Genomic DNA, 17727 nt, shown 5'->3' on the forward strand with positions numbered 1-17727 from the left:
CCCCCAAGGGGTAGAGGGGGAAAGGGAGTCGATCTTTTTGCATTTCAAAACCGGAGTTCGACTGAGGAATTTCAAGTCGGTGTACCTCGAATATTCAACTCGGTCAGTCCCTTCTCCCCTTAGGAGAGGGTTAGGGTGAGGGCTCTTAGGGTTCTATGCCCAATTCGTGTTTGACCAGGCCCAGCAGCTTCACCGTATCAATCGGCTTGAGCAGAAAATCCACCACGCTCAAATGCATCGCCGCGATGGCGTCCTTCACATCGGCATCGCCGGAAACAATGATGATCGGCAACGCCGCCCGCACCGATTCGCGTACCTGGCGGATCAAGTCCAGGCCATCGACGTTGCCCATGCGCAGATCCGTGATCACCAGGCCAATCGAGGGTTTTTCCGCGAGCATCTTCAGTGCGGCTTCACCGCTGGCCGCAGTCATGCAACGAATACCGTCCAACGCGAGAATCTCCGACAACAGCTCCCGGGCGTCCTTGTCGTCATCGACGATCAGTACACGTTGCGGCGGCAAGTCGGGTTCGAGCATTACAGCGCTGAGCGCTTCACGCTCGGCGTCGCTCAAAATATCGTGGTCGGACATGGCATTCTCTACGTTTTCAATTCAGTCACCTGGCACAGTCGTCAGACATCGCTAAGCAGAGCTTCAATGTGCACTTCGTCGGATTTTTTTCCAAGTGGCTGGCGGAGGAATTTCCGACTGTTTTTGTAGGGCACTTCCTAAATGTGCCGAGCGGCAGCCCAAACCTAGACTTACGTCCAATGGGCACCCCGCGCGCAGGGGCCGACCATGGCTGCAACGATCCGACAACAACAATTCGAAAAAGACTGCGGTAATGGTTATGAGTAAAGCGGACGCCTTCACCCAGGCAGGGAAAACCGCGGTGTTGCAGAACATTCAGGGCACTCTGCAATTCCTCCAGCGCTTCCCGCCCTTCAATCAGATGGAACACGCCCACCTGGCTTTTCTGGTGGAACAATGTCAGCTGCGCTTCTATGGCCAGGGCGAAAGCATCATCAAGCCCGCCGACGGGCCGGTCGAATATTTCTACATCGTCAAACAGGGCCGAGTGGTCGGCGAACGCCAGCACATCACCCGGCCCGGCACCGAAACCACCTTCGAGATCACCACCGGCGAATGCTTCCCGCTGGCCGCGCTGATTGGCGAACGGGCGACCCGCACCGAACATCTGGCCAGCGAAGACACCTTCTGCCTGCAGCTGAACAAACCGGCGTTCATCAAACTGTTCGCCCTGTCCAACAGCTTCCGCGATTTCGCTTTGCGCGGGGTCAGCAGCCTGCTCGATCAGGTCAACCAGCAAGTCCAGCAGAAAGCCGTGGAAACCCTCGGCACCCAGTATTCGCTGAACACCCGCCTCGGCGAATTGGCGATGCGCCATCCGGTGACTTGCAGCCCCGACACGCCGTTGCGCGAAGCGGTGAAGCTGATGCACGAGCAACAGGTCGGCAGCATCGTCGCGGTGGATGAGCACAAGGCGCCGCTGGGGATTTTCACCCTGCGTGACCTGCGCGAAGTGGTCGCCAATGGCAGCGGTGATTTCAGCGAAACCATCGAGCGGCACATGACCTGTTCGCCGTTCTTTCTGTCGCCCGATCACAGCGCTTTCGACGCGGCGATTGCCATGACCGAACGGCACATCGCCCACGTTTGTCTGGTCAAGGATCAGCGTCTGTGTGGCGTGGTCTCCGAGCGTGATCTGTTCTCGCTGCAACGGGTCGACCTGGTGCATCTGGCCCGGACCATCCGCAGTGCCCAGCGCCTCGAACAAATGGTGAGCCTGCGCGGCGAGATCGGCCAACTGGTCGAACGCATGCTTGCCCACGGTGCGTCTTCGACGCAGATCACCCACATCATCACCCTGCTCAACGACCACACCGTGTGCCGGGTGATCGAGCTGACCCTCGCCGAAAAAGGCGACCCCGGCGTACCGTTCAGCTGGCTGTGTTTCGGCAGCGAGGGCCGGCGCGAACAGACGCTGCACACCGATCAGGACAACGGCATTCTGTTCGAAGCGCGGGACGCGGCGCATGCGGCGGAGATTCGCGGCAAGCTGCTGCCGATCGCCCAGCAGATCAACCAGAGCCTGGCGCAGTGCGGCTTCAGCCTGTGCAAGGGCAACATCATGGCCGGCAACCCTGAGCTGTGCCTATCCAGAGCAGAATGGGCGCGGCGCTTTGCAGCATTTATCCGCGAGGCGACGCCGGAGAACCTGCTCGGTTCGAGTATCTATTTCGACCTGCGGGTGGTCTGGGGCGACGAAAAAGGCTGCGCGCAACTACGCCGAGGGATTCTCGATCAGGTCGGCGACAACCGTTTGTTCCAGCGCATGCTGGCCGAGAACGCGCTGCGCAATCGTCCGCCCGTGGGGCGTTTCCGCGAATTTGTGCTGGCACGCAAGAACGGCGAGAAAGCCACCCTTGATCTCAAAGTCCAGGGCCTGACGCCCTTCGTCGACGGCGCACGCCTGTTGGCGCTGGCGCATGGCATCGAAACCAACAACACTCTGGAGCGCTTGCGTCAGCTGGTCGAAAAAGAAGTCATCGAACGGCTCGATGGCGCGGCATATGAAGAGGCCTACCACTTCATCCAGCAGACGCGCATGCAGCAGCACCAGATCCAGACCCGTGAGAATCTGCCTTGGTCGAACCGGGTCGATCCCGACATCCTCAATCATCTGGATCGGCGCATTCTGCGTGAATCCCTGCGCCAGGCCCAGCGTCTGCAAAGCAGCCTGGCTCTGCGGTATCAGCTGTGAGCCTGTTCTCGTGGCTGCGGCCGGCCAGCCCTTTGCTGTCGGCAGACCTGCAACAACGTCTGGCACAACTGCCAACCATCGGCGAACTGAAAGAATGCAGCCTGCGCGAACAGCGCTGGGTGGTGCTCGATCTGGAAACCACCGGGCTGAACCTGAACAAGGATCGCGTGCTGTCGATCGGCGCGGTGGTGATCGAAGACGGCGCAATCTACTTCAGTCAGCAGTTCGAGCGCACCCTGCAATGTCGGGAGCTGAAGCTCAGCCCCAGCGTGTTGATTCATGGCCTGGGGCCGAATGCGATTGCCGCCGGCAGCGACCCGGCCGAGGCGTTGCTGGAGTTCATGGAGTTCATCGGCGACAGCCCGGTGCTGGCGTTTCATGCGCCCTTCGATCAACACATGCTCGGACGCGCATTGAAGGAACACCTGGGTTACAGGCTGCAGAATGTGTTTCTGGATGTCGCGCACATGGCGCCATTGTTGTGCCCACAGGCGAACATTCGCGAGGCCGGCCTGGATGAATGGATCGACTGGTTCAAGCTTGAGGTGTTCGAGCGGCACAACGCGAGTGCCGATGCGCTGGCCACGGCGGAACTGGCGTTGATCCTGTTCAGCCGGGCGCGGCAGCAGCAGATTCATAGTCCGTTGAACCTGCAACAGCGCTTGAGTCAGTGGAAACGCCGTCAGCAGGCGCCTTCCTTCTAGATCTTCGGTGCCGGTACTGGCCTCTTCGCGAGCAAGCCCGCTCCCACACTGGCATGCATTCCCCCTGTGGGAGCGGGCTTGCTCGCGAAGAACGATGATGCGGTCTTACTGATACCACCCGACCAGTGGCCAATTGCTAACCATTCCCACCTCTGCGAGAATCGCGAACAATTCTCGTTGGTTAACACTTCCCAATCGGTGCGTCTGGTGTCGTCAGTCCCAAGCCCTCACAGTGAACTCGTCGGTGCGTTGTATCGCGACCATCGCGGTTGGCTGCTGAGCTGGTTGCGGCGCAACGTGGCGTGCCCGCAGCGGGCCGAAGACCTGAGCCAGGACACCTTCGTGCGTTTGCTCGGTCGCGATGAATTGCTGACGCCGCGCGAACCGCGGGCGTTTCTGGTGGCGATCGCCAAGGGCCTGCTGTTCGACTACTTCCGCCGCGCCGCGCTGGAACAGGCATACCTCACTGAATTGATGCTGATCCCCGAAGGCGAACAACCTTCGGTGGAAGAACAGCAACTGATCCTCGAAGACCTCAAGGCCATCGACCGCCTGCTCGGCAAACTGTCGACCAAGGCCCGCGCCGCTTTCCTGTATAACCGCCTCGACGGCCTCGGCCACGCCGAAATCGCCGAGAAGCTTGGCGTCTCGGTGCCGCGTGTGCGGCAGTACCTCGCGCAAGGCATTCGCCAGTGCTACATCGCCCTGTACGGTGAGCCGACATGAACCCGGCCAGTTCCAAACCGGTCTCGGCTCAGGTGCTGGACGCGGCGATTGCCTGGCAGTTGTCACTGGATTCCGGCAGTCCGCTGGAGCGCGAGGAGTTCGCCAAGTGGCACGCGGCCCATGAAGAACACGCCCGCGCCTGGCGCCAGCTGGGCATGCTCGATCAGCGCTTCAGCGTCGCCAACGGCCCGGCCCGCGCGGCCTTGCTGCAATCGCGCGAAGGCATTCGACGCCGTGTGCGCAAGCTCGGCAGCGGATTGGCCAGCGTGGTGGCGCTCGTCGGTCTGGCGTTGTTTGCCGGTGATCGCTACTTGCCGCTGGATTACTGGCTCGCCGATCAACGCACCGCCACCGGCGAGCAGCGTACGGTGCGCCTGGCCGATGGCACCGTGCTCAACCTCAACACCCACAGCGCGGTGGATGTGCGTTTCGATGCCAGGCAGCGGCTGATCGTGTTGCAGGCAGGCGAGATCATGGTCGAGACCGGCCATGGCGATGCGCGGCCGTTCATTGTCGAAACCCGCGAAGGCAGCATGCGCGCGTTGGGCACGCGGTTTCTGGTCAAGCGTGAAGACCAAGGCACACGCTTGAGCGTGTTGCAGTCGGCGGTGGCGGCGCATCCGCAAAGTCATCCTGAAGAGCAGATCCTGCGCGAAGGCCAGCAAGTGCTGATCCGCAATGACGGCCTCGACACGGTCGCCGCGCTCACGCCCGGCGCCGATGCCTGGACCCGCGGCATGCTGGTGGTGGACAACGCGCGACTGGAAGACCTGGTGCATGAACTGGGTCGTTATCGCCGAGGGCATCTGGGCGTCGCGCCGGAAGTCGCTGACCTGCGCATCACCGGCAGTTTCCCGCTGCACGACACCGACAAGGCCTTGAGTGCGCTGCTGCCGACCCTGCCGGTGCAGATTGAGCGGCATACACCGTATTGGGTCACGGTGGCGAAGGCTGATACCAAGCCTTAAAAAATTCGTTGTCAGGGAAATAGCTATCGCGAGCAGGCTCACTCCTACAGTAGGAATGCGTTCCCCCTGTAGGAGTGAGCCTGCTCGCGATAGGGCCATCCGCCACACTCGAAAATCCCGAAGCGGCCGCTCCCTTCCAAGTTAATCGAAATTATTTTCATCCAGCCCTATCACTTTTCAATTCTCGTCCGGCACTCAGGCAATTGAGAAATATTTCCATTCAGGAGCCTTCGCATGTCCCGTTCGCTAGACACCTTGTTGCGCCCCAGTCTGTTGGCCATCGCCATTGCCCTCAGCGCGCCGCTGCTCAGCAGCCCGTTGCTCGCTGCTGAACAGGCCTCCAGCGTGCGTGCCTACAACCTGCCAGCGGCGCCGCTGTCGACCACGCTGAACCAGATCGCCAGCCAGGGCGGCCTCGCGTTGTCGCTGAACCCGGCGCTGGCCGCCGGCAAGACCTCTGCGCCGGTCAGCGGTCAGTACGACGCCGCCGGTGCTCTGCGCGCGGCGCTGCAAGGTACCGGTCTGCAACTGGAACAAAGCAGTACCGGCACCTACACCCTGGTTGCCGTGCCGGAAGGGACATTGGCGCTGCCGGAAACCGCAGTGATCGGCGTGGAAAATCTGGAAACGGCCTGGGGCCCGGTCGAAGGCTACACCGCCACCCGCACCGCCGCCGGCACCAAGACCGACACCGCGCTGGTCGAAGCACCGCGCTCGATCTCGGTCGCCACCCGTCAGCAAATGGACGACCGCAGCGTGCACAGCCTCGATGACGCCGTGCGCTACATGCCGGGCATCACCGCCAGCAGCTACGGCAGCGACACCCGTATCGACTGGCTGCGGGTGCGCGGTTTCGAGCCGACCCAGTTCCTCGACGGCCTGCCGCTGCCCAAGGGTGTATACGCCAACCCAAAACCTGAAACCTGGAACCTCGACCGCCTCGCGCTGCTGCGCGGCCCGGCCTCTTCCGTCTACGGCCAGACGCCGCCGGGCGGTCTGCTGGACATGGTCAGCCGGCGCCCGAGCGCGGAAGCCAGCAGCGAAATCCAGTTGCAGTACGGCAGCGACAACCATCGTCAGATCAACTTCGCCAGCACCGGCAAGATCGACGACGCCGGGCAGTTTCTCTACGGCATCAGCGGTGTAGTGCGCGACAGCGACACGCAGATCGATCACATCGAGAACAAGCGCTACAACATCGCGCCGAGCCTGACCTGGAACATCGATGACGACACCAAATTCACCCTGCTGACCCAGTTCACCCGCGACGATACCGGTGTCACCAGCCAGTTCTACCCGATTCAGGGCACCAAGATCGACATGCCGTTCGGCAAGATTTCCCATCACAAGAACCTCGGTGATCCGGACTACGACTTCTACGACCGCACCTACTACGCGCTCGGTTATGCCTTCGAGCATCGCCTCAACGATGTGTGGCAGTTCAAGCAGAACCTGCGCTACACCAAGTCGGATCTGTCGTTCCAGACCGTGACCGTCAACAGTTACAACACGCAGTACGCAGGCTACACGGTTGACGATCAGGGCAATGTCGGTCGCGGCACCACCAACGTCGATGAAGACATCAGCCAGTTCGCCGTGGACAACAACTTCCAGGCCGACTTCGCCACCGGCGACATCCGCCATACGCTGTTGCTCGGTCTGGATCACCAGCGCAGCAACACCAACTACACGTCGATCTTCGGCACCGCGCCGGACATTAACGTCAACAACCCGATCTACGGTCAGCCGATCACCCGTCCAGCACGTTCTTCGGCGTTCTATGACTATGACCAGAAGACCTACCAGACCGGCCTGTACGTGCAGGACCAGATGGCCCTCGACCAGTGGCGCCTGACCCTCGGCGGGCGTGAAGACTGGGTGCACACCGGCACGCAGTTCATCAACAAGGGCGACGCCACCAACACCCAGCGCGACAAGGCGTTCAGCGGCAACGCGGCGCTCAGCTACGTGTTCGACTCGGGCTTCGTGCCGTACCTGTCGTATGCCGAATCCTTCCAGCCAACCAGCGGCGCCGATGCCACTTCCACCGGCTCGCTCAAGCCGACCGAAGGCAAGCAATGGGAACTGGGCATCAAGTACCAGCCGCCGGGCAGCAAGACTCTGCTGAGCGCTGCGGTGTATGACCTGACTCAGAAGAACGTCGCGGTCAACAGCATCGTCAACAACGTGACCATCACCAGCCAGACCGGTGAGGTGAAAGTCAAAGGCCTGGAGCTGGAAGCGGTTTCCGACGTCACCGATAACCTGAAAGTCATCGCCGCCTACACCCTGGCCAAGTCCGAAGTGCAGAAAGGCGTGGACAAGGGCAATCGCCTGCAACTGATGCCTAACCAGCAAGCTTCGCTGTGGACCGACTACACCTGGCACAGCGGCGTACTCGACGGTTTCGGCATCGGCGGTGGCGTGCGTTACACCGGCAACACTTACGGCGACAAGGCCAACACCTGGCTGGGCAAGGCGGACGCCTACACCGTGTTCGACGCCTCGGTGCATTACGACCTCGGTCGCCTGGACAACAGCCTCAAAGGTGCGTCGCTGGCAATTAACGCCACCAACCTGTTCGACAAGGACTACATCTCCACCTGCGACGGCTACTACTGCTACTACGGTGACCAGCGCAGCGTCATCGCCAGCGCCACTTACAAGTGGTAAGCGCGTGAGCTGAACCAGGTTCTGTCACCAGGCCGTCCCCCGTGGACGGCTTCGGTGTTTTTGAAGGTCATGAAATGAAAAGTAAAACAATTCGCCGCTGGTCGTTCATCCACACCTGGACCAGCCTGATCTGCACCGTGTTTCTGCTGCTGTTGGCATTGACCGGTCTGCCGCTGATCTTTCATCACGAAATCGAGCACCTGCTCGGCGATGCCCCGCAAGTGCGCGAAATGCCCGCCGACACGCCGCGCCTGAACCTGGCGCAACTGGTCGAGGCCGCAGAAAAACATCGCCCAGGTGAAGTGGTGCAGTACTTCGGTTTCGAAGACGACGAACCGAACGCCGTGCTGACGATCATGGCGAAAACCGCCGGCACCGAACCGAACTCGTCGCACACCTTCATGCTCGATGCGCGCACCGGTGAAGCGTTGGAAACCCCGTCGGCCAATGGCGGGCTGATGCTGTTCATCTTGCGCCTGCACGTCGACATGTTTGCCGGGCTGCCGGGCAAGTTGCTGCTGGCATTCATGGGCCTGCTGTTTGTGGTCGCGATCATCTCGGGTACGGTGCTGTATCTGCCATTCATGCGCCGTTTGCAGTTCGGCACCGTGCGTCAGTACAAGTCCACCCGCTTGCGCTGGCTCGACCTGCACAATCTGATCGGCGTCGTTACCCTGACCTGGGCCTTGGTGGTCGGCGTCACCGGAGTGATCAGCGCCTGCGCCGATCTGCTCATCGCCGCGTGGCGCAATGACACGCTGAGCGCCATGGTCGCGCCCTACCGCGATGCCCCGCCGCTGACCCGACTGGCCCCGGCCACCCGCCTGCTCGACATCGCCCGCGACGTGGCGCCGGGCATGAACCCGGATTTCATCGCTTTCCCCGGCACGCGGTTTTCCAGCGAGCATCATTATTCAGTCTTCATGAAGGGCGGCACGCACCTGACCTCGCACCTGCTGACGCCGGTGCTGATCGACGCCAGCACCCTACAGGTCACCGCTGTGGCCGAGCGCCCGTGGTACATGGACGCCATGGGCATGTCCCAGCCGCTGCACTTCGGCGACTACGGCGGCATGCCGATGAAGATCCTCTGGGCGACCCTCGACGTGCTGACCATCATTGTCCTCGGCAGCGGCGTGTACCTGTGGGTGGTACGGCGTAAAGCGGCAAAACCGTTGCCGCTGGAGGCTGCTGCATGAAGCCGCGTCAGAGCAATTTCTGGAAGGTCTTCAGCACACCGCTGGTGATTGCGCTGCTGAGTGCGGCGGGATTGTTTTCGGCGCTGTTGGGGGACGGGATCTGGGATGCGTTGAGCTGGGTCGGGCTGGGTGTTCCGGCATTTCTGGCGATCAAGGGGTTGCTGCGACGCGGGTGATTTCCGTGTCGCCTGACAAGGCCTCTTCGCGAGCAAGCTCGCTCCCACAGGGGATTTGTGAACGAAACAGATCCAGTGTGGGAGCGGGCTTGCTCGCGAAGGCGGCCTGATGAACACCAGCAAATTCCTCGCCAGCCGCTCTGTATCTGACTAGGCTAATCTCCTGCTCTTCGATGACCACCGAGGTTTGCCAATGTCCGCCCCCAGCATGACCCTGTTCCACAACACGCTTTCCCCGTTCGTGCGCAAAGTGATGGTGCTGTTGCACGAGACCGGTCAGCAGGATCGCGTCGCCCTGCAAGACTGCGTCCTCACGCCGGTCAGCCCGGACACCGCGCTCAACGCCGACAACGCGCTGGGCAAGATCCCGGCGCTGCGTCTGGCGGACGGTAGCGTGATCCATGACAGCCGCGTGATCCTCGAATACCTCGACCAGCAGCACGTCGGCAATCCGCTGATCCCCCGCGAAGGAGCGGCCCGTTGGCGGCGTCTGACCCTGGCCTCGCTGGCCGACGGGATCATGGACGCCTCGGTGATGGTGCGTTACGAACTGGTGCTGCGCGCCCCGGAAAAACACTGGGACGAGTGGCTTGATGCCCAGCGCGAGAAAATCCGCCGCGCCCTGGCCTATCTGGAAAGTGACGCCATCGCTGAGCTGACCAGCCATTTCGACGTCGCCGCAATCAGCGTCGCCTGTGCACTGGGTTACATCGATCTGCGTCATCCGGATCTGGACTGGCGCAGCGCCAATCCGCAACTGGCCAACTGGTTCTTTGAAGTGAGTCAGCGACCGTCCATGGTCGCCACGATGCCCAAGCCTTAAGGCTGCGGCGCCTGATCCGGCCTCTTCGCGAGCAAGCCCGCTCCCACATTGGAATGCGTACTCCTGTGGGAGCGAGCCTGCTCGCGAATGCACCAGCTCGGTCCCACTGGCAGAAACCCGACAATCCGCGTCACCAACTCTTCCTTCCAGCGCTGATCCTCACGCAGCCCGCTCATTGCATCGCCCCCACATCAAAATCCAGCGGCTTGGCCGGTTTCTGCCCGATCCCGTACCAGTCGAGTTTCCGCGTCAGCACCATGAACACCCCGAGCAGGCCGAACAACAGCAGCGAACCCATCAGCAACGCGTAATCCTCGGCGCTCAGCAGGCCATACAGCAGGCCATACAACGCCGCCAATCCCGCAGAAAAACTCAGGCCGTGGCGCACGCTGTGCAGCACGTGGCAAACATAAAACCCGATCAACAGCACACAGCCACTGGCCGACAGCAGATACGCCAGGGCAAAGCCGATGTGCTCCGACAACGACAGCAGTAACAGATAGAAGAACGCCAGCGCCACCCCGACCAACGCATATTGCACCGGGTGTACTGCCAGACTCTTGAGCACTTCAAACAGGAAGAAACCGGCGAACGTCAGGACGATGAACAACAGCGCATATTTGATCGCCCGATCACTCTTCAGGTACTGATCCACCGGATCGATGAAACTCACACCAAAACTGCGCCCGTTGAACGCCTCGCAGTCATTGCCCATCACGCACCGGCTCATGGCTTCTTGCAGGTTGGTGGAGAAAAATGTGGTCTGCCAATCGGCGCTGAAACCCTGATCGCTGATCTCGCGTTTGCCCGGCAGGAAGTTGCCAACAAAACTGGGGTGCGGCCAGTTGGCGGCAAGGCTGACGTGACTGCTTTTGCCCACCGGCAACACCTGCAGCGAACCGGTGCCTTGCAGGCGCAGGTCGAAACCGAAAGTCAGTTCCGTGGCGTTGCGGGTATCCAGCGCCGGCAACGTCACCCGCACGCCTTCGCCGAGCCAGCCGACCTGGGTGCCGGGTACGAAGTCCAGGCGTTGACCGTCGAGTTCCAGTTTCAGGGCGTTTTCAATACCGCGAATGTCACTGATGCCCACCGCCAGAAACGGCGCATCGAACTGGTAATCGGCAAAGTCTTCCTTGATCCCCAATTGCGCCGGCAACGAGAAATGCCCATTGATGCGATTGTCGGCATGGAACAGTCGCGCTTCGTAGATACCGCGATTGCGCAGCTCGGTCTGCACCTGGCCGTCGAGCTCGAAGCGCTCCGGGAGAAAGTACAGCCGACCGCGTTCTTCACTTGGCTCGTCGTAGCGCTGGTTGGTTTTGTCGTTGAGCTTCCAGTTGTGAATCACTTTGCGATACGGCACTACCATCACCGGCCCGCTCAGTTGCTGGCTGTAGCTGGAGCTGCGAGCGATGTCTTCGAGCACGCCGTCGCGCAGTTGCTGGCGATCATCGATGATGCCGTCGATCATCAGCAGCGGTATCAGCAACAGCAGGATCAGCAGGGCAATCGCCCCGAGCTTTATGGTCAGATTCTTGTTCATGGGACTCTCCCTGTTTGGATGGGCAGAGTCTGCTGTTGATGTATGAGGGGAATGTGGGGGGAATATGGAGATTGTGTGGAGACTGCACCGGCCCCTTCGCGAGCAAGCCCGCTCCCACAGTTGATCTTTGGTGTGACAGAGACCTGTGTTTCAACACCCCCCCTGTGGGAGCGGGCTTGCTCGCGAAGGCAGCGACTCGGTTTCAGGACAAGCGCAATGTCACTTCCACACCGCTCTCGACGTTGCGGATATGCATCGACCCACCATGCAACTTCACCACTTCCTCAACAAAGTTCAGCCCCAGTCCAGTGCTCTTGCGCCCACTGTCCGGGCGCGGCAGCGAATAAAATCGCTCGCTCAGGCGCGGCAAGGCGTAATCGGGAATCGCCGCTGCTTCGTTGAACAAGCGCAACTCGACCTGCTCCCCCACGCGCTCGGCACTGAAGCGCAGCAGCCCGGCGACCGGGGTGAAATCCAGCGCATTCTCCAGCAGATTGCCCAACGCCTGACGCAACAGAAACGGCTCGCCGATCAGCAGCAGATCTGGCGCAATCGTCTGCTCGACCGTGAGCCGCCGGCCTTCGATGCGCGCTGCCTGCGCCCGCAGCAAATCATCAACCAATGCCGCCAGCGGCACCGCCACGCGCTCGTCCAGTCCCTGACGCTGCTCGACTTGCGCCAGATTCAACAGCCGCTCGATCAACTGCTGCATCCGTGCGCTTTCGCTGTCGATGTTGCCGACAAAGCGCAGGCGCTGAATCGCTGGCATCTCATCCTGCAGCAATTCCGCAGCACCGCGAATCGCCGCCAGCGGACTCTTCAATTCATGGGTCAGGGTGTGCACGTAGCGTTCGACGTAAGCCTTGCCTTCGAGCTGGGTGCGCATCTGCTCCACCGCTGTGGCCAGTTGCTTCAGTTCGCCGCCACGGTAATGCGGTACTTCCACTCGCCGGCCTTCGCTCACCGCCTGCGCATACCCGGTCAAACGGTGCAGCGCGCGGCTCAGCCACCACGACAGCAAAGCGCCGAACAGCAGACCGAGGCCGATCAGCCCGGCACCGTAAAACAGCAAGCGCCGCTCGGTACGATCAACATAAGGCTGCAATGAGCTGTTGGGTTTGGCCACGGTAACCACGCCGATGATCCGGCCGTTGTCGCGGATCGGCGCACCGACGTGCATCACCGAGGAGTTCGCATCATTCGGATCGCTGCGGCTCGAACGAGCGCCGTACTCACCACGCAAAGTCAGGTACACGTCGTTCCAGCGCGAGTAATCCTGACCGACCGCCACGCCGCTGGAATCCAGCACCACGATGCCTTTGGCGTCGGTGACGTAGATGCGGTGGTTGACCTGGTTTTTCGGCAAACCCCAAATCGTCGCCTGTGGTTGGCGCTCGCCGTAGGCCCGCAACAATTCGGGCCAGCGGTTCTCGCTGAGCGTGCCGGCCTTGAAATCATCACGGAGAATTTCCGCCATCAGGTTGGCGGTGTCGACCAGGGTTTCTTCGGTGGACTGGCGCACGCCCGGGCGGATTTCTTCCATCACCGTGTTGAGCACGAAGTAACCGGTCAGGCCAACAAACAGCACATACACCAGAAAAATCCGCAGCCCCAACGACATCAGCTGTGCCCCGGGCTGTAGCTGTAACCGAGGCCGCGGTGGGTCTGGATCGGCTCGGCGTCGGCCCGCACCAGGCGCAGTTTGGCGCGCACGCTTTTGATGTGGCTGTCGATGCTGCGCTCGTAACCGGCGTCCGCCGCCACGCCCAGCGCATCGAGCAATTGCTCGCGGCTGAACACCCGCTGCGGTTGTTCGAGCAGGCATTGCAACAGGCGAAACTCATGACGGGTCAGGCTCAACGGCTGTCCCCGATAGACGATCTGCACACGCTCGGCATCGATGCGAAACAGCGTCGAGGACGCTTCAACCGCAGAACGCGGCGCCATGCGCTTGAGAATCGCCCGTACCCGCGCGGCGACTTCCCGCGGGCTGAACGGCTTGACCACGTAATCGTCGGCGCCGATCTCCAGCCCCACCACCCGATCGATCTCGGCGTCCCGGGCACTGAGAAACAGCACCGGCACTTCACTGAAGCGCCGCAGCTGTTTGCAGGTTTCGAAACCGCTGATGTCCGGCAGGCCGATATCGAGAATGATCAAGTCAGCCGGGGTCTGCCGTTGAAACTCCAGCGCCGCCGCGCCGAGGCTCAGCCACGTGGTAGCGAACCCCTCGCCCTGCAGGGCAAAAATCAGCGTATCGGCAATCGCCGCTTCGTCTTCGACAATCAGGATATGAGGCATGGCGTCCGAGCCCATGGGTTAAGTGCGCGAACGGTGCCCCAAGCCTGACGTTACGTCAATGAGACCACTTAGCAGTCTGGCTTGTCGGCGGTGAAACGCCGCGCCGGGTTCACCGCTGCGCCAAACTCGCGCAAGGCCTTGGCACCGATCAGCAGCGGGTAGTTGAAGTTGCTGCGGTCGGTCAGGTTGACCTCAACGGTACGCTTGACGTTGCCCAGGCACAGTTCCAGATCAACCACCGGGCGCTTGGCGACTTCGGTGCTGTCGCCCTCGTCCTCTTCATCCGAGCGGCTCTTGATCTTGCTGATCCGCGCGACCTTGTGTTCGTAGACCTTGTTGCTGGCATCCTTGGTGCCGAGGCGGAAACGCACCCAGTTCTCGCCGTCGCGGGTGAAAGTCTCGATGTCCTTGGCCGACAGCGAGGCGGTCAGCGCGCCGGTGTCCATCTTGGCCTTGAGCACCTCACCACCGATTTCCGGCAGCGCGATGTATTCGTAACGCCCGTACAGGGTCGGCTCGGCGGCCATGACCGGCAGGGCGACGAGGGCAAACAGTGCAAGGAGGGATTTCACGTAAGGGGCTTCCTTGGAAAATGAGGGCGTCAGACGCGAGATTTTAGACAGCGGACGGGCAATTGGTTCGCTGGAGTCCGCCTTCGCGAGCAAGCCCGCTCCCACAGGGGATCCGGGATCTGTTGGAGATGGCATGCACACTGAAGATCCACTGTGGGAGCGGGCTTGCTCGCGAAGAGGCCAGCCCTGCCAACACGGTAATCAGCTCCAGCATAGCCAGCCAAAAGTGAAACATTCGTCACCATCGATTTGGCCTGTCACCCGAAGCCACTTATCATGGCGCGCCCATCCGCCTTCATAGAGTTGCTTATGCGCCGCCTGCTCACCGGCTGTTTCGTCACCCTGCTGCTGTTGCTCAACACCCTGATCCTGATCGGGCCGTTGCTGGTCTTTGCCCTGCTCAAGCTGATCGCGCCGGGGCGCTGGCGCGATTACGCCTCGTGGGCGGTGATGTGGATTGCCGAGACCTGGGCCGAAATCGACAAGCTGATCTTTCGCCTGTGCATTCCCACCCAATGGGATATTCGCGGCGGCGCAGACCTGCGTGGTGACACCTCGTACCTGGTGGTCAGCAACCACCAGTCGTGGGTCGACATTCCGGCGCTGATCCAGACCCTCAACCGGCGCACGCCGTTCTTCAAGTTCTTCCTCAAGAAAGAGCTGATCTGGGTACCGTTCCTCGGTCTGGCGTGGTGGGCGCTGGATTACCCGTTCATGAAGCGCTACAGCAAGGCGTTCCTCGCCAAGCACCCGGAGTTGGCGGGCAAGGATCTGGAAATCACCAAGCAGGCCTGCGAGCTGTTCAAACGCCAGCCGGTGACGGTGGTGAATTATCTGGAAGGCACCCGCTACACCGCGGCGAAAAGTGCGCAGCAGCAGTCACCGTTCAGACACCTGCTCAAACCCAAGGCCGGTGGCGTGGCGTTTGTGCTGGCGGCGATGGGGGAGCAGCTGGATGCATTGCTCGACGTGACCGTGGTTTATCCACAGGAGAACATTCCGGGGTTCTGGGATCTGATCAGCGGCAGCGTGCCGCGCGTCATCGTCGACATCCAGACCCGCGAACTAGACCCGGCGTTGTCGCAGGGCGATTACGAAAACGATCCACTGTTTCGTCAGCAGGTCCAGAACTGGGTCAACCAGCTCTGGACCGAGAAGGATCAGCGCATTAGCGAATTGCGCGGCGAGCGCAGCTGAATCAGCTACCGGTGCCGGCGCCCCAGATGCTGCCGAGACTCTGCAGAATCGGGCCGCCGACGCCTTGGTCACCCAGGTACTTGAGCAGCACCGGGGCAAATTGGCCGACCATGCCGCTGTCCATGCCCAAGGCCCCGAAGGCGTTGTTCAGGCCGTTGGTGTCCTTGACGTTGCCCAGCGCGTTTTCCAGCCCGGCCGACTTGCCCGACGAACCCAGCAAACCACTCAACGCCGCCAGGTTGCCGCTGCCGCCCGACAGTTTGTCGATGCCCGGCACTTCTTTGGCCAACTGCGAATAATCGGTGCTGCTCAACTGATTCTTGGCCAGGCCGAGCATGGCGCTGGTGCCACCGACGGCTTGCTGAGGCGTAACACCGAGACCGGTAACGGCTTGCAGCAAACCGGCGGTTTCCGAGGTCGGCGCGGCGGCGGTGGCAGCGTTGCCACCCTGCATGCTTGCAGCCGCTTTTGTCACATCGTCCAGACTGAAGCCGGCAAACACCGGGCTCGCTGCAAGGGTCATCAGTGAAGCCAAGGCAATACCGCGTGAAATCTTCATTCAGACATCCTCTTGCGCTGTGGTAACCGCCCTTCAATGAGCGGCAAAACTGCCGGTTTGACCGGGTTTCAGCCTGCATGTTCCTCGCCGGCGCATCCATTTTCAGCATAGCCACGTATATAAAACGTGAAACCGTGGATAACCGCAGATGAATGGCACAAGCGCTGTCGCTGAACTAGCCTGTGAACAGCCCGAGCAGCGCCCTCGTCGCCCGCCCATTGCCTGGAGAGCCGTCATTTCCATCGCCGACCACGATCAGTTGCGCCAGCTGTTGGCCCAGTGCTCACTGGGCGACCGCGGTGCATTCGAAACGCTCTATCGCAGCGTTGGCCCGCGCCTGCACGGCGTGGCCCTGCGCTTCATGGGCCGGGCGGATCTGGCCGAGGAAGTGCTGCAGGAAAGCTTCGTGCGCATCTGGAACAACGCCTCGCGCTACGAAGCCCATTTGTCGGCGCCGCTGACCTGGATGATCAACATCACCCGCCATCAGGCCATCGACCAACTGCGCAAACAGCGCGAACGGCCGATGACCGACTTCGAACAGGACACCCTGCCGGACGAAGGCCCTTCGGCCCACGACCTGTTAAACAGCAGCCGCGAAGCCAGCGCGCTGCACCGTTGCCTCGACACCCTCGACGGCATGCAGCGCCAGTCGATCAGCGTCGCCTACTTCCAGGGCCTTTCCTGCTCGGAACTGGCCGAACACCTGGCGGCACCGCTGGGCTCGGTGAAGTCGTGGATTCGTCGCGGCATGGAGCGTCTGCGCAGGTGCCTTGAATCATGAACTACCAGACCCCCGCCCTGCGCCGCGCCCTCGCTGCCGATTACGCCATTGGCCTGATGTCGGCGGCGGCGCGTCGACGTTTTGAACAATTGCTGCTGGATGACGCAGCACTGCGAACCGAGTTGGCGCAGTGGCAGGAGAGCCTCGCCAGTCTTACCGAAACGCTGCCGGAGCACCCGGTGCCGGATCGGGTGTGGCAAGGCATCACCGCACGGATCGAACCGCAAGTGCTGCACGTCCCGGAAAAACGTCCGTTCTGGAACTGGCTGCGCGTCAGCGTCGCTGCCTGTTCGATCGTGGTGCTGGTGTTCCTCGGCTCCCTGTACAACCGCGACGACGCCCGCTACCACGCCACCCTGCTGAGCGCCGACGCGCAACCGGCACTGAAAGTCGAGGCGCATGCGGATTATCTGCAGGTCGAACCGCTGACATTGGCAGCAATAGGGCCAGATCGCAGTCTGGAATTGTGGGCGATACCGGCGGACGGCAAGCCGATTTCACTGGGGGTGATTCCTGCAGGCGGCAAAGGCAAGGTTGAACTTAGCGCGGCGCAGAAAGTCTTGATCGGCCAGCCGATTGCGCTGGCGGTGAGTCTGGAACCGAAGGGCGGCTCGCCGACCGGGCAGCCGACCGGGCCTGTGCTTTACCAGGGCGCTTTGGCAGCCCTCTGATTGCAAAAATCAAAAGATCGCAGCCTTCGGCAGCTCCTACATCGA

At 61.5% G+C, this 17727-nt stretch carries 17 protein-coding genes; 11 read left to right on the top strand and 6 right to left on the bottom strand.

Annotated features, from left to right (window positions below; genetic code table 11):
- Positions 1-145: 145 nt before the first annotated feature.
- The gene (locus ACM6I7_RS04860; protein WP_027610681.1) at positions 146-592 is read right to left on the bottom strand and encodes a response regulator; all 447 of its coding nucleotides are present in this window, start codon (positions 590-592) and stop codon (positions 146-148) included.
- A gap of 259 nt (positions 593-851) precedes the next feature.
- On the opposite strand from ACM6I7_RS04860, the gene ACM6I7_RS04865 reads away from it, so the two are divergent.
- The 8 genes from ACM6I7_RS04865 to ACM6I7_RS04900 all read left to right on the top strand — a co-directional run bounded on the left by ACM6I7_RS04865 (position 852) and on the right by ACM6I7_RS04900 (position 10055).
- Entirely contained in the window at positions 852-2786 is a 1935-nt protein-coding gene (locus ACM6I7_RS04865; protein WP_414888069.1) for a DUF294 nucleotidyltransferase-like domain-containing protein, read from the top strand.
- Positions 2783-3490: a PolC-type DNA polymerase III gene (locus ACM6I7_RS04870; protein ID WP_414888070.1), complete on the top strand. Its 708-nt coding sequence runs from the start codon at positions 2783-2785 to the stop codon at positions 3488-3490. Before ACM6I7_RS04865 ends, ACM6I7_RS04870 begins: the two co-directional genes overlap by 4 nt.
- Positions 3491-3697: 207 nt before the next feature.
- Positions 3698-4216 (top strand): RNA polymerase sigma factor, encoded by a 519-nt coding sequence (locus ACM6I7_RS04875; protein WP_083369393.1) that lies wholly within the window; start codon positions 3698-3700, stop codon positions 4214-4216.
- Positions 4213-5184 carry a FecR domain-containing protein gene (locus tag ACM6I7_RS04880; RefSeq protein ID WP_027610677.1) on the top strand — a complete coding sequence of 324 codons (972 nt, stop codon included), beginning with the start codon at positions 4213-4215 and terminating at the stop codon, positions 5182-5184. Before ACM6I7_RS04875 ends, ACM6I7_RS04880 begins: the two co-directional genes overlap by 4 nt.
- Positions 5185-5418: 234 nt before the next feature.
- The gene (locus ACM6I7_RS04885; protein WP_414888072.1) at positions 5419-7857 is read left to right on the top strand and encodes a TonB-dependent siderophore receptor; all 2439 of its coding nucleotides are present in this window, start codon (positions 5419-5421) and stop codon (positions 7855-7857) included.
- A 74-nt stretch (positions 7858-7931) separates the two neighbouring features.
- Entirely contained in the window at positions 7932-9056 is a 1125-nt protein-coding gene (locus ACM6I7_RS04890; protein WP_414888073.1) for a PepSY-associated TM helix domain-containing protein, read from the top strand.
- Entirely contained in the window at positions 9053-9232 is a 180-nt protein-coding gene (locus tag ACM6I7_RS04895; protein WP_027610674.1) for a hypothetical protein, read from the top strand. The genes ACM6I7_RS04890 and ACM6I7_RS04895 overlap by 4 nt, the downstream gene beginning before the upstream one ends.
- 193 nt (positions 9233-9425) lie before the next feature.
- Positions 9426-10055, top strand: coding sequence for a glutathione S-transferase (locus ACM6I7_RS04900; protein WP_414888074.1), 630 nt, complete (start codon positions 9426-9428; stop codon positions 10053-10055).
- 172 nt (positions 10056-10227) lie between these two features.
- Here ACM6I7_RS04900 and creD read toward each other — a convergent pair whose 3' ends face one another.
- The 4 genes from creD to ACM6I7_RS04920 form a co-directional block, all read right to left on the bottom strand.
- The gene (gene creD, locus ACM6I7_RS04905) at positions 10228-11598 is read right to left on the bottom strand and encodes a cell envelope integrity protein CreD (RefSeq protein WP_115988748.1); all 1371 of its coding nucleotides are present in this window, start codon (positions 11596-11598) and stop codon (positions 10228-10230) included.
- A gap of 202 nt (positions 11599-11800) precedes the next feature.
- On the bottom strand, positions 11801-13219 hold the full coding sequence (creC, locus tag ACM6I7_RS04910; RefSeq protein ID WP_414888075.1) for a two-component system sensor histidine kinase CreC: 1419 nt from the start codon (positions 13217-13219) through the stop codon (positions 11801-11803).
- Positions 13219-13899: a two-component system response regulator CreB gene (gene creB / locus ACM6I7_RS04915; RefSeq protein WP_414888076.1), complete on the bottom strand. Its 681-nt coding sequence runs from the start codon at positions 13897-13899 to the stop codon at positions 13219-13221. The genes creC and creB overlap by 1 nt, the downstream gene beginning before the upstream one ends.
- A gap of 68 nt (positions 13900-13967) precedes the next feature.
- Entirely contained in the window at positions 13968-14471 is a 504-nt protein-coding gene (locus tag ACM6I7_RS04920; RefSeq protein ID WP_007962587.1) for an ATP-dependent zinc protease, read from the bottom strand.
- Between the two features lie 309 nt (positions 14472-14780).
- Between ACM6I7_RS04920 and ACM6I7_RS04925 the strand changes: the two genes are divergently transcribed.
- Positions 14781-15668, top strand: a complete 888-nt coding sequence (locus ACM6I7_RS04925) for an acyltransferase (protein ID WP_115988746.1) — start codon at positions 14781-14783, stop codon at positions 15666-15668.
- 1 nt (position 15669) lies between these two features.
- Here ACM6I7_RS04925 and ACM6I7_RS04930 read toward each other — a convergent pair whose 3' ends face one another.
- Entirely contained in the window at positions 15670-16227 is a 558-nt protein-coding gene (locus ACM6I7_RS04930; RefSeq protein WP_414888077.1) for a DUF2780 domain-containing protein, read from the bottom strand.
- 148 nt (positions 16228-16375) lie between these two features.
- On the opposite strand from ACM6I7_RS04930, the gene ACM6I7_RS04935 reads away from it, so the two are divergent.
- Both ACM6I7_RS04935 and ACM6I7_RS04940 read left to right on the top strand, forming a co-directional pair.
- Positions 16376-17011 (top strand): RNA polymerase sigma factor, encoded by a 636-nt coding sequence (locus ACM6I7_RS04935; RefSeq protein WP_115988745.1) that lies wholly within the window; start codon positions 16376-16378, stop codon positions 17009-17011.
- The gene (locus tag ACM6I7_RS04940) at positions 17008-17682 is read left to right on the top strand and encodes an anti-sigma factor domain-containing protein (protein ID WP_333992353.1); all 675 of its coding nucleotides are present in this window, start codon (positions 17008-17010) and stop codon (positions 17680-17682) included. The genes ACM6I7_RS04935 and ACM6I7_RS04940 overlap by 4 nt, the downstream gene beginning before the upstream one ends.
- The last annotated feature ends 45 nt before the right edge of the window (positions 17683-17727 follow it).

It is taken from the genome of Pseudomonas sp. IT-93MI4 (genome assembly GCF_949767635.1).
Lineage (GTDB): Bacteria > Pseudomonadota > Gammaproteobacteria > Pseudomonadales > Pseudomonadaceae > Aquipseudomonas > Aquipseudomonas putida_A.

Bases quoted from the DNA above. Each gene is read 5' to 3' on its own strand.
- ACM6I7_RS04900 (WP_414888074.1), top strand. From the start codon at position 9,426: ATGTCCGCCCCCAGCATGACCCTGTTCCACAACACGCTTTCCCCGTTC.
- ACM6I7_RS04925 (WP_115988746.1), top strand. From the start codon at position 14,781: ATGCGCCGCCTGCTCACCGGCTGTTTCGTCACCCTGCTGCTGTTGCTC.
- ACM6I7_RS04940 (WP_333992353.1), top strand. From the start codon at position 17,008: ATGAACTACCAGACCCCCGCCCTGCGCCGCGCCCTCGCTGCCGATTAC.
- ACM6I7_RS04890 (WP_414888073.1), top strand. From the start codon at position 7,932: ATGAAAAGTAAAACAATTCGCCGCTGGTCGTTCATCCACACCTGGACC.
- ACM6I7_RS04865 (WP_414888069.1), top strand. From the start codon at position 852: ATGAGTAAAGCGGACGCCTTCACCCAGGCAGGGAAAACCGCGGTGTTG.
- ACM6I7_RS04860 (WP_027610681.1), bottom strand. From the start codon at position 592: ATGTCCGACCACGATATTTTGAGCGACGCCGAGCGTGAAGCGCTCAGC.
- ACM6I7_RS04895 (WP_027610674.1), top strand. From the start codon at position 9,053: ATGAAGCCGCGTCAGAGCAATTTCTGGAAGGTCTTCAGCACACCGCTG.
- creB (WP_414888076.1), bottom strand. From the start codon at position 13,899: ATGCCTCATATCCTGATTGTCGAAGACGAAGCGGCGATTGCCGATACG.
- ACM6I7_RS04880 (WP_027610677.1), top strand. From the start codon at position 4,213: ATGAACCCGGCCAGTTCCAAACCGGTCTCGGCTCAGGTGCTGGACGCG.
- creC (WP_414888075.1), bottom strand. From the start codon at position 13,219: ATGTCGTTGGGGCTGCGGATTTTTCTGGTGTATGTGCTGTTTGTTGGC.
- creD (WP_115988748.1), bottom strand. From the start codon at position 11,598: ATGAACAAGAATCTGACCATAAAGCTCGGGGCGATTGCCCTGCTGATC.
- ACM6I7_RS04930 (WP_414888077.1), bottom strand. From the start codon at position 16,227: ATGAAGATTTCACGCGGTATTGCCTTGGCTTCACTGATGACCCTTGCA.
- ACM6I7_RS04935 (WP_115988745.1), top strand. From the start codon at position 16,376: ATGAATGGCACAAGCGCTGTCGCTGAACTAGCCTGTGAACAGCCCGAG.
- ACM6I7_RS04885 (WP_414888072.1), top strand. From the start codon at position 5,419: ATGTCCCGTTCGCTAGACACCTTGTTGCGCCCCAGTCTGTTGGCCATC.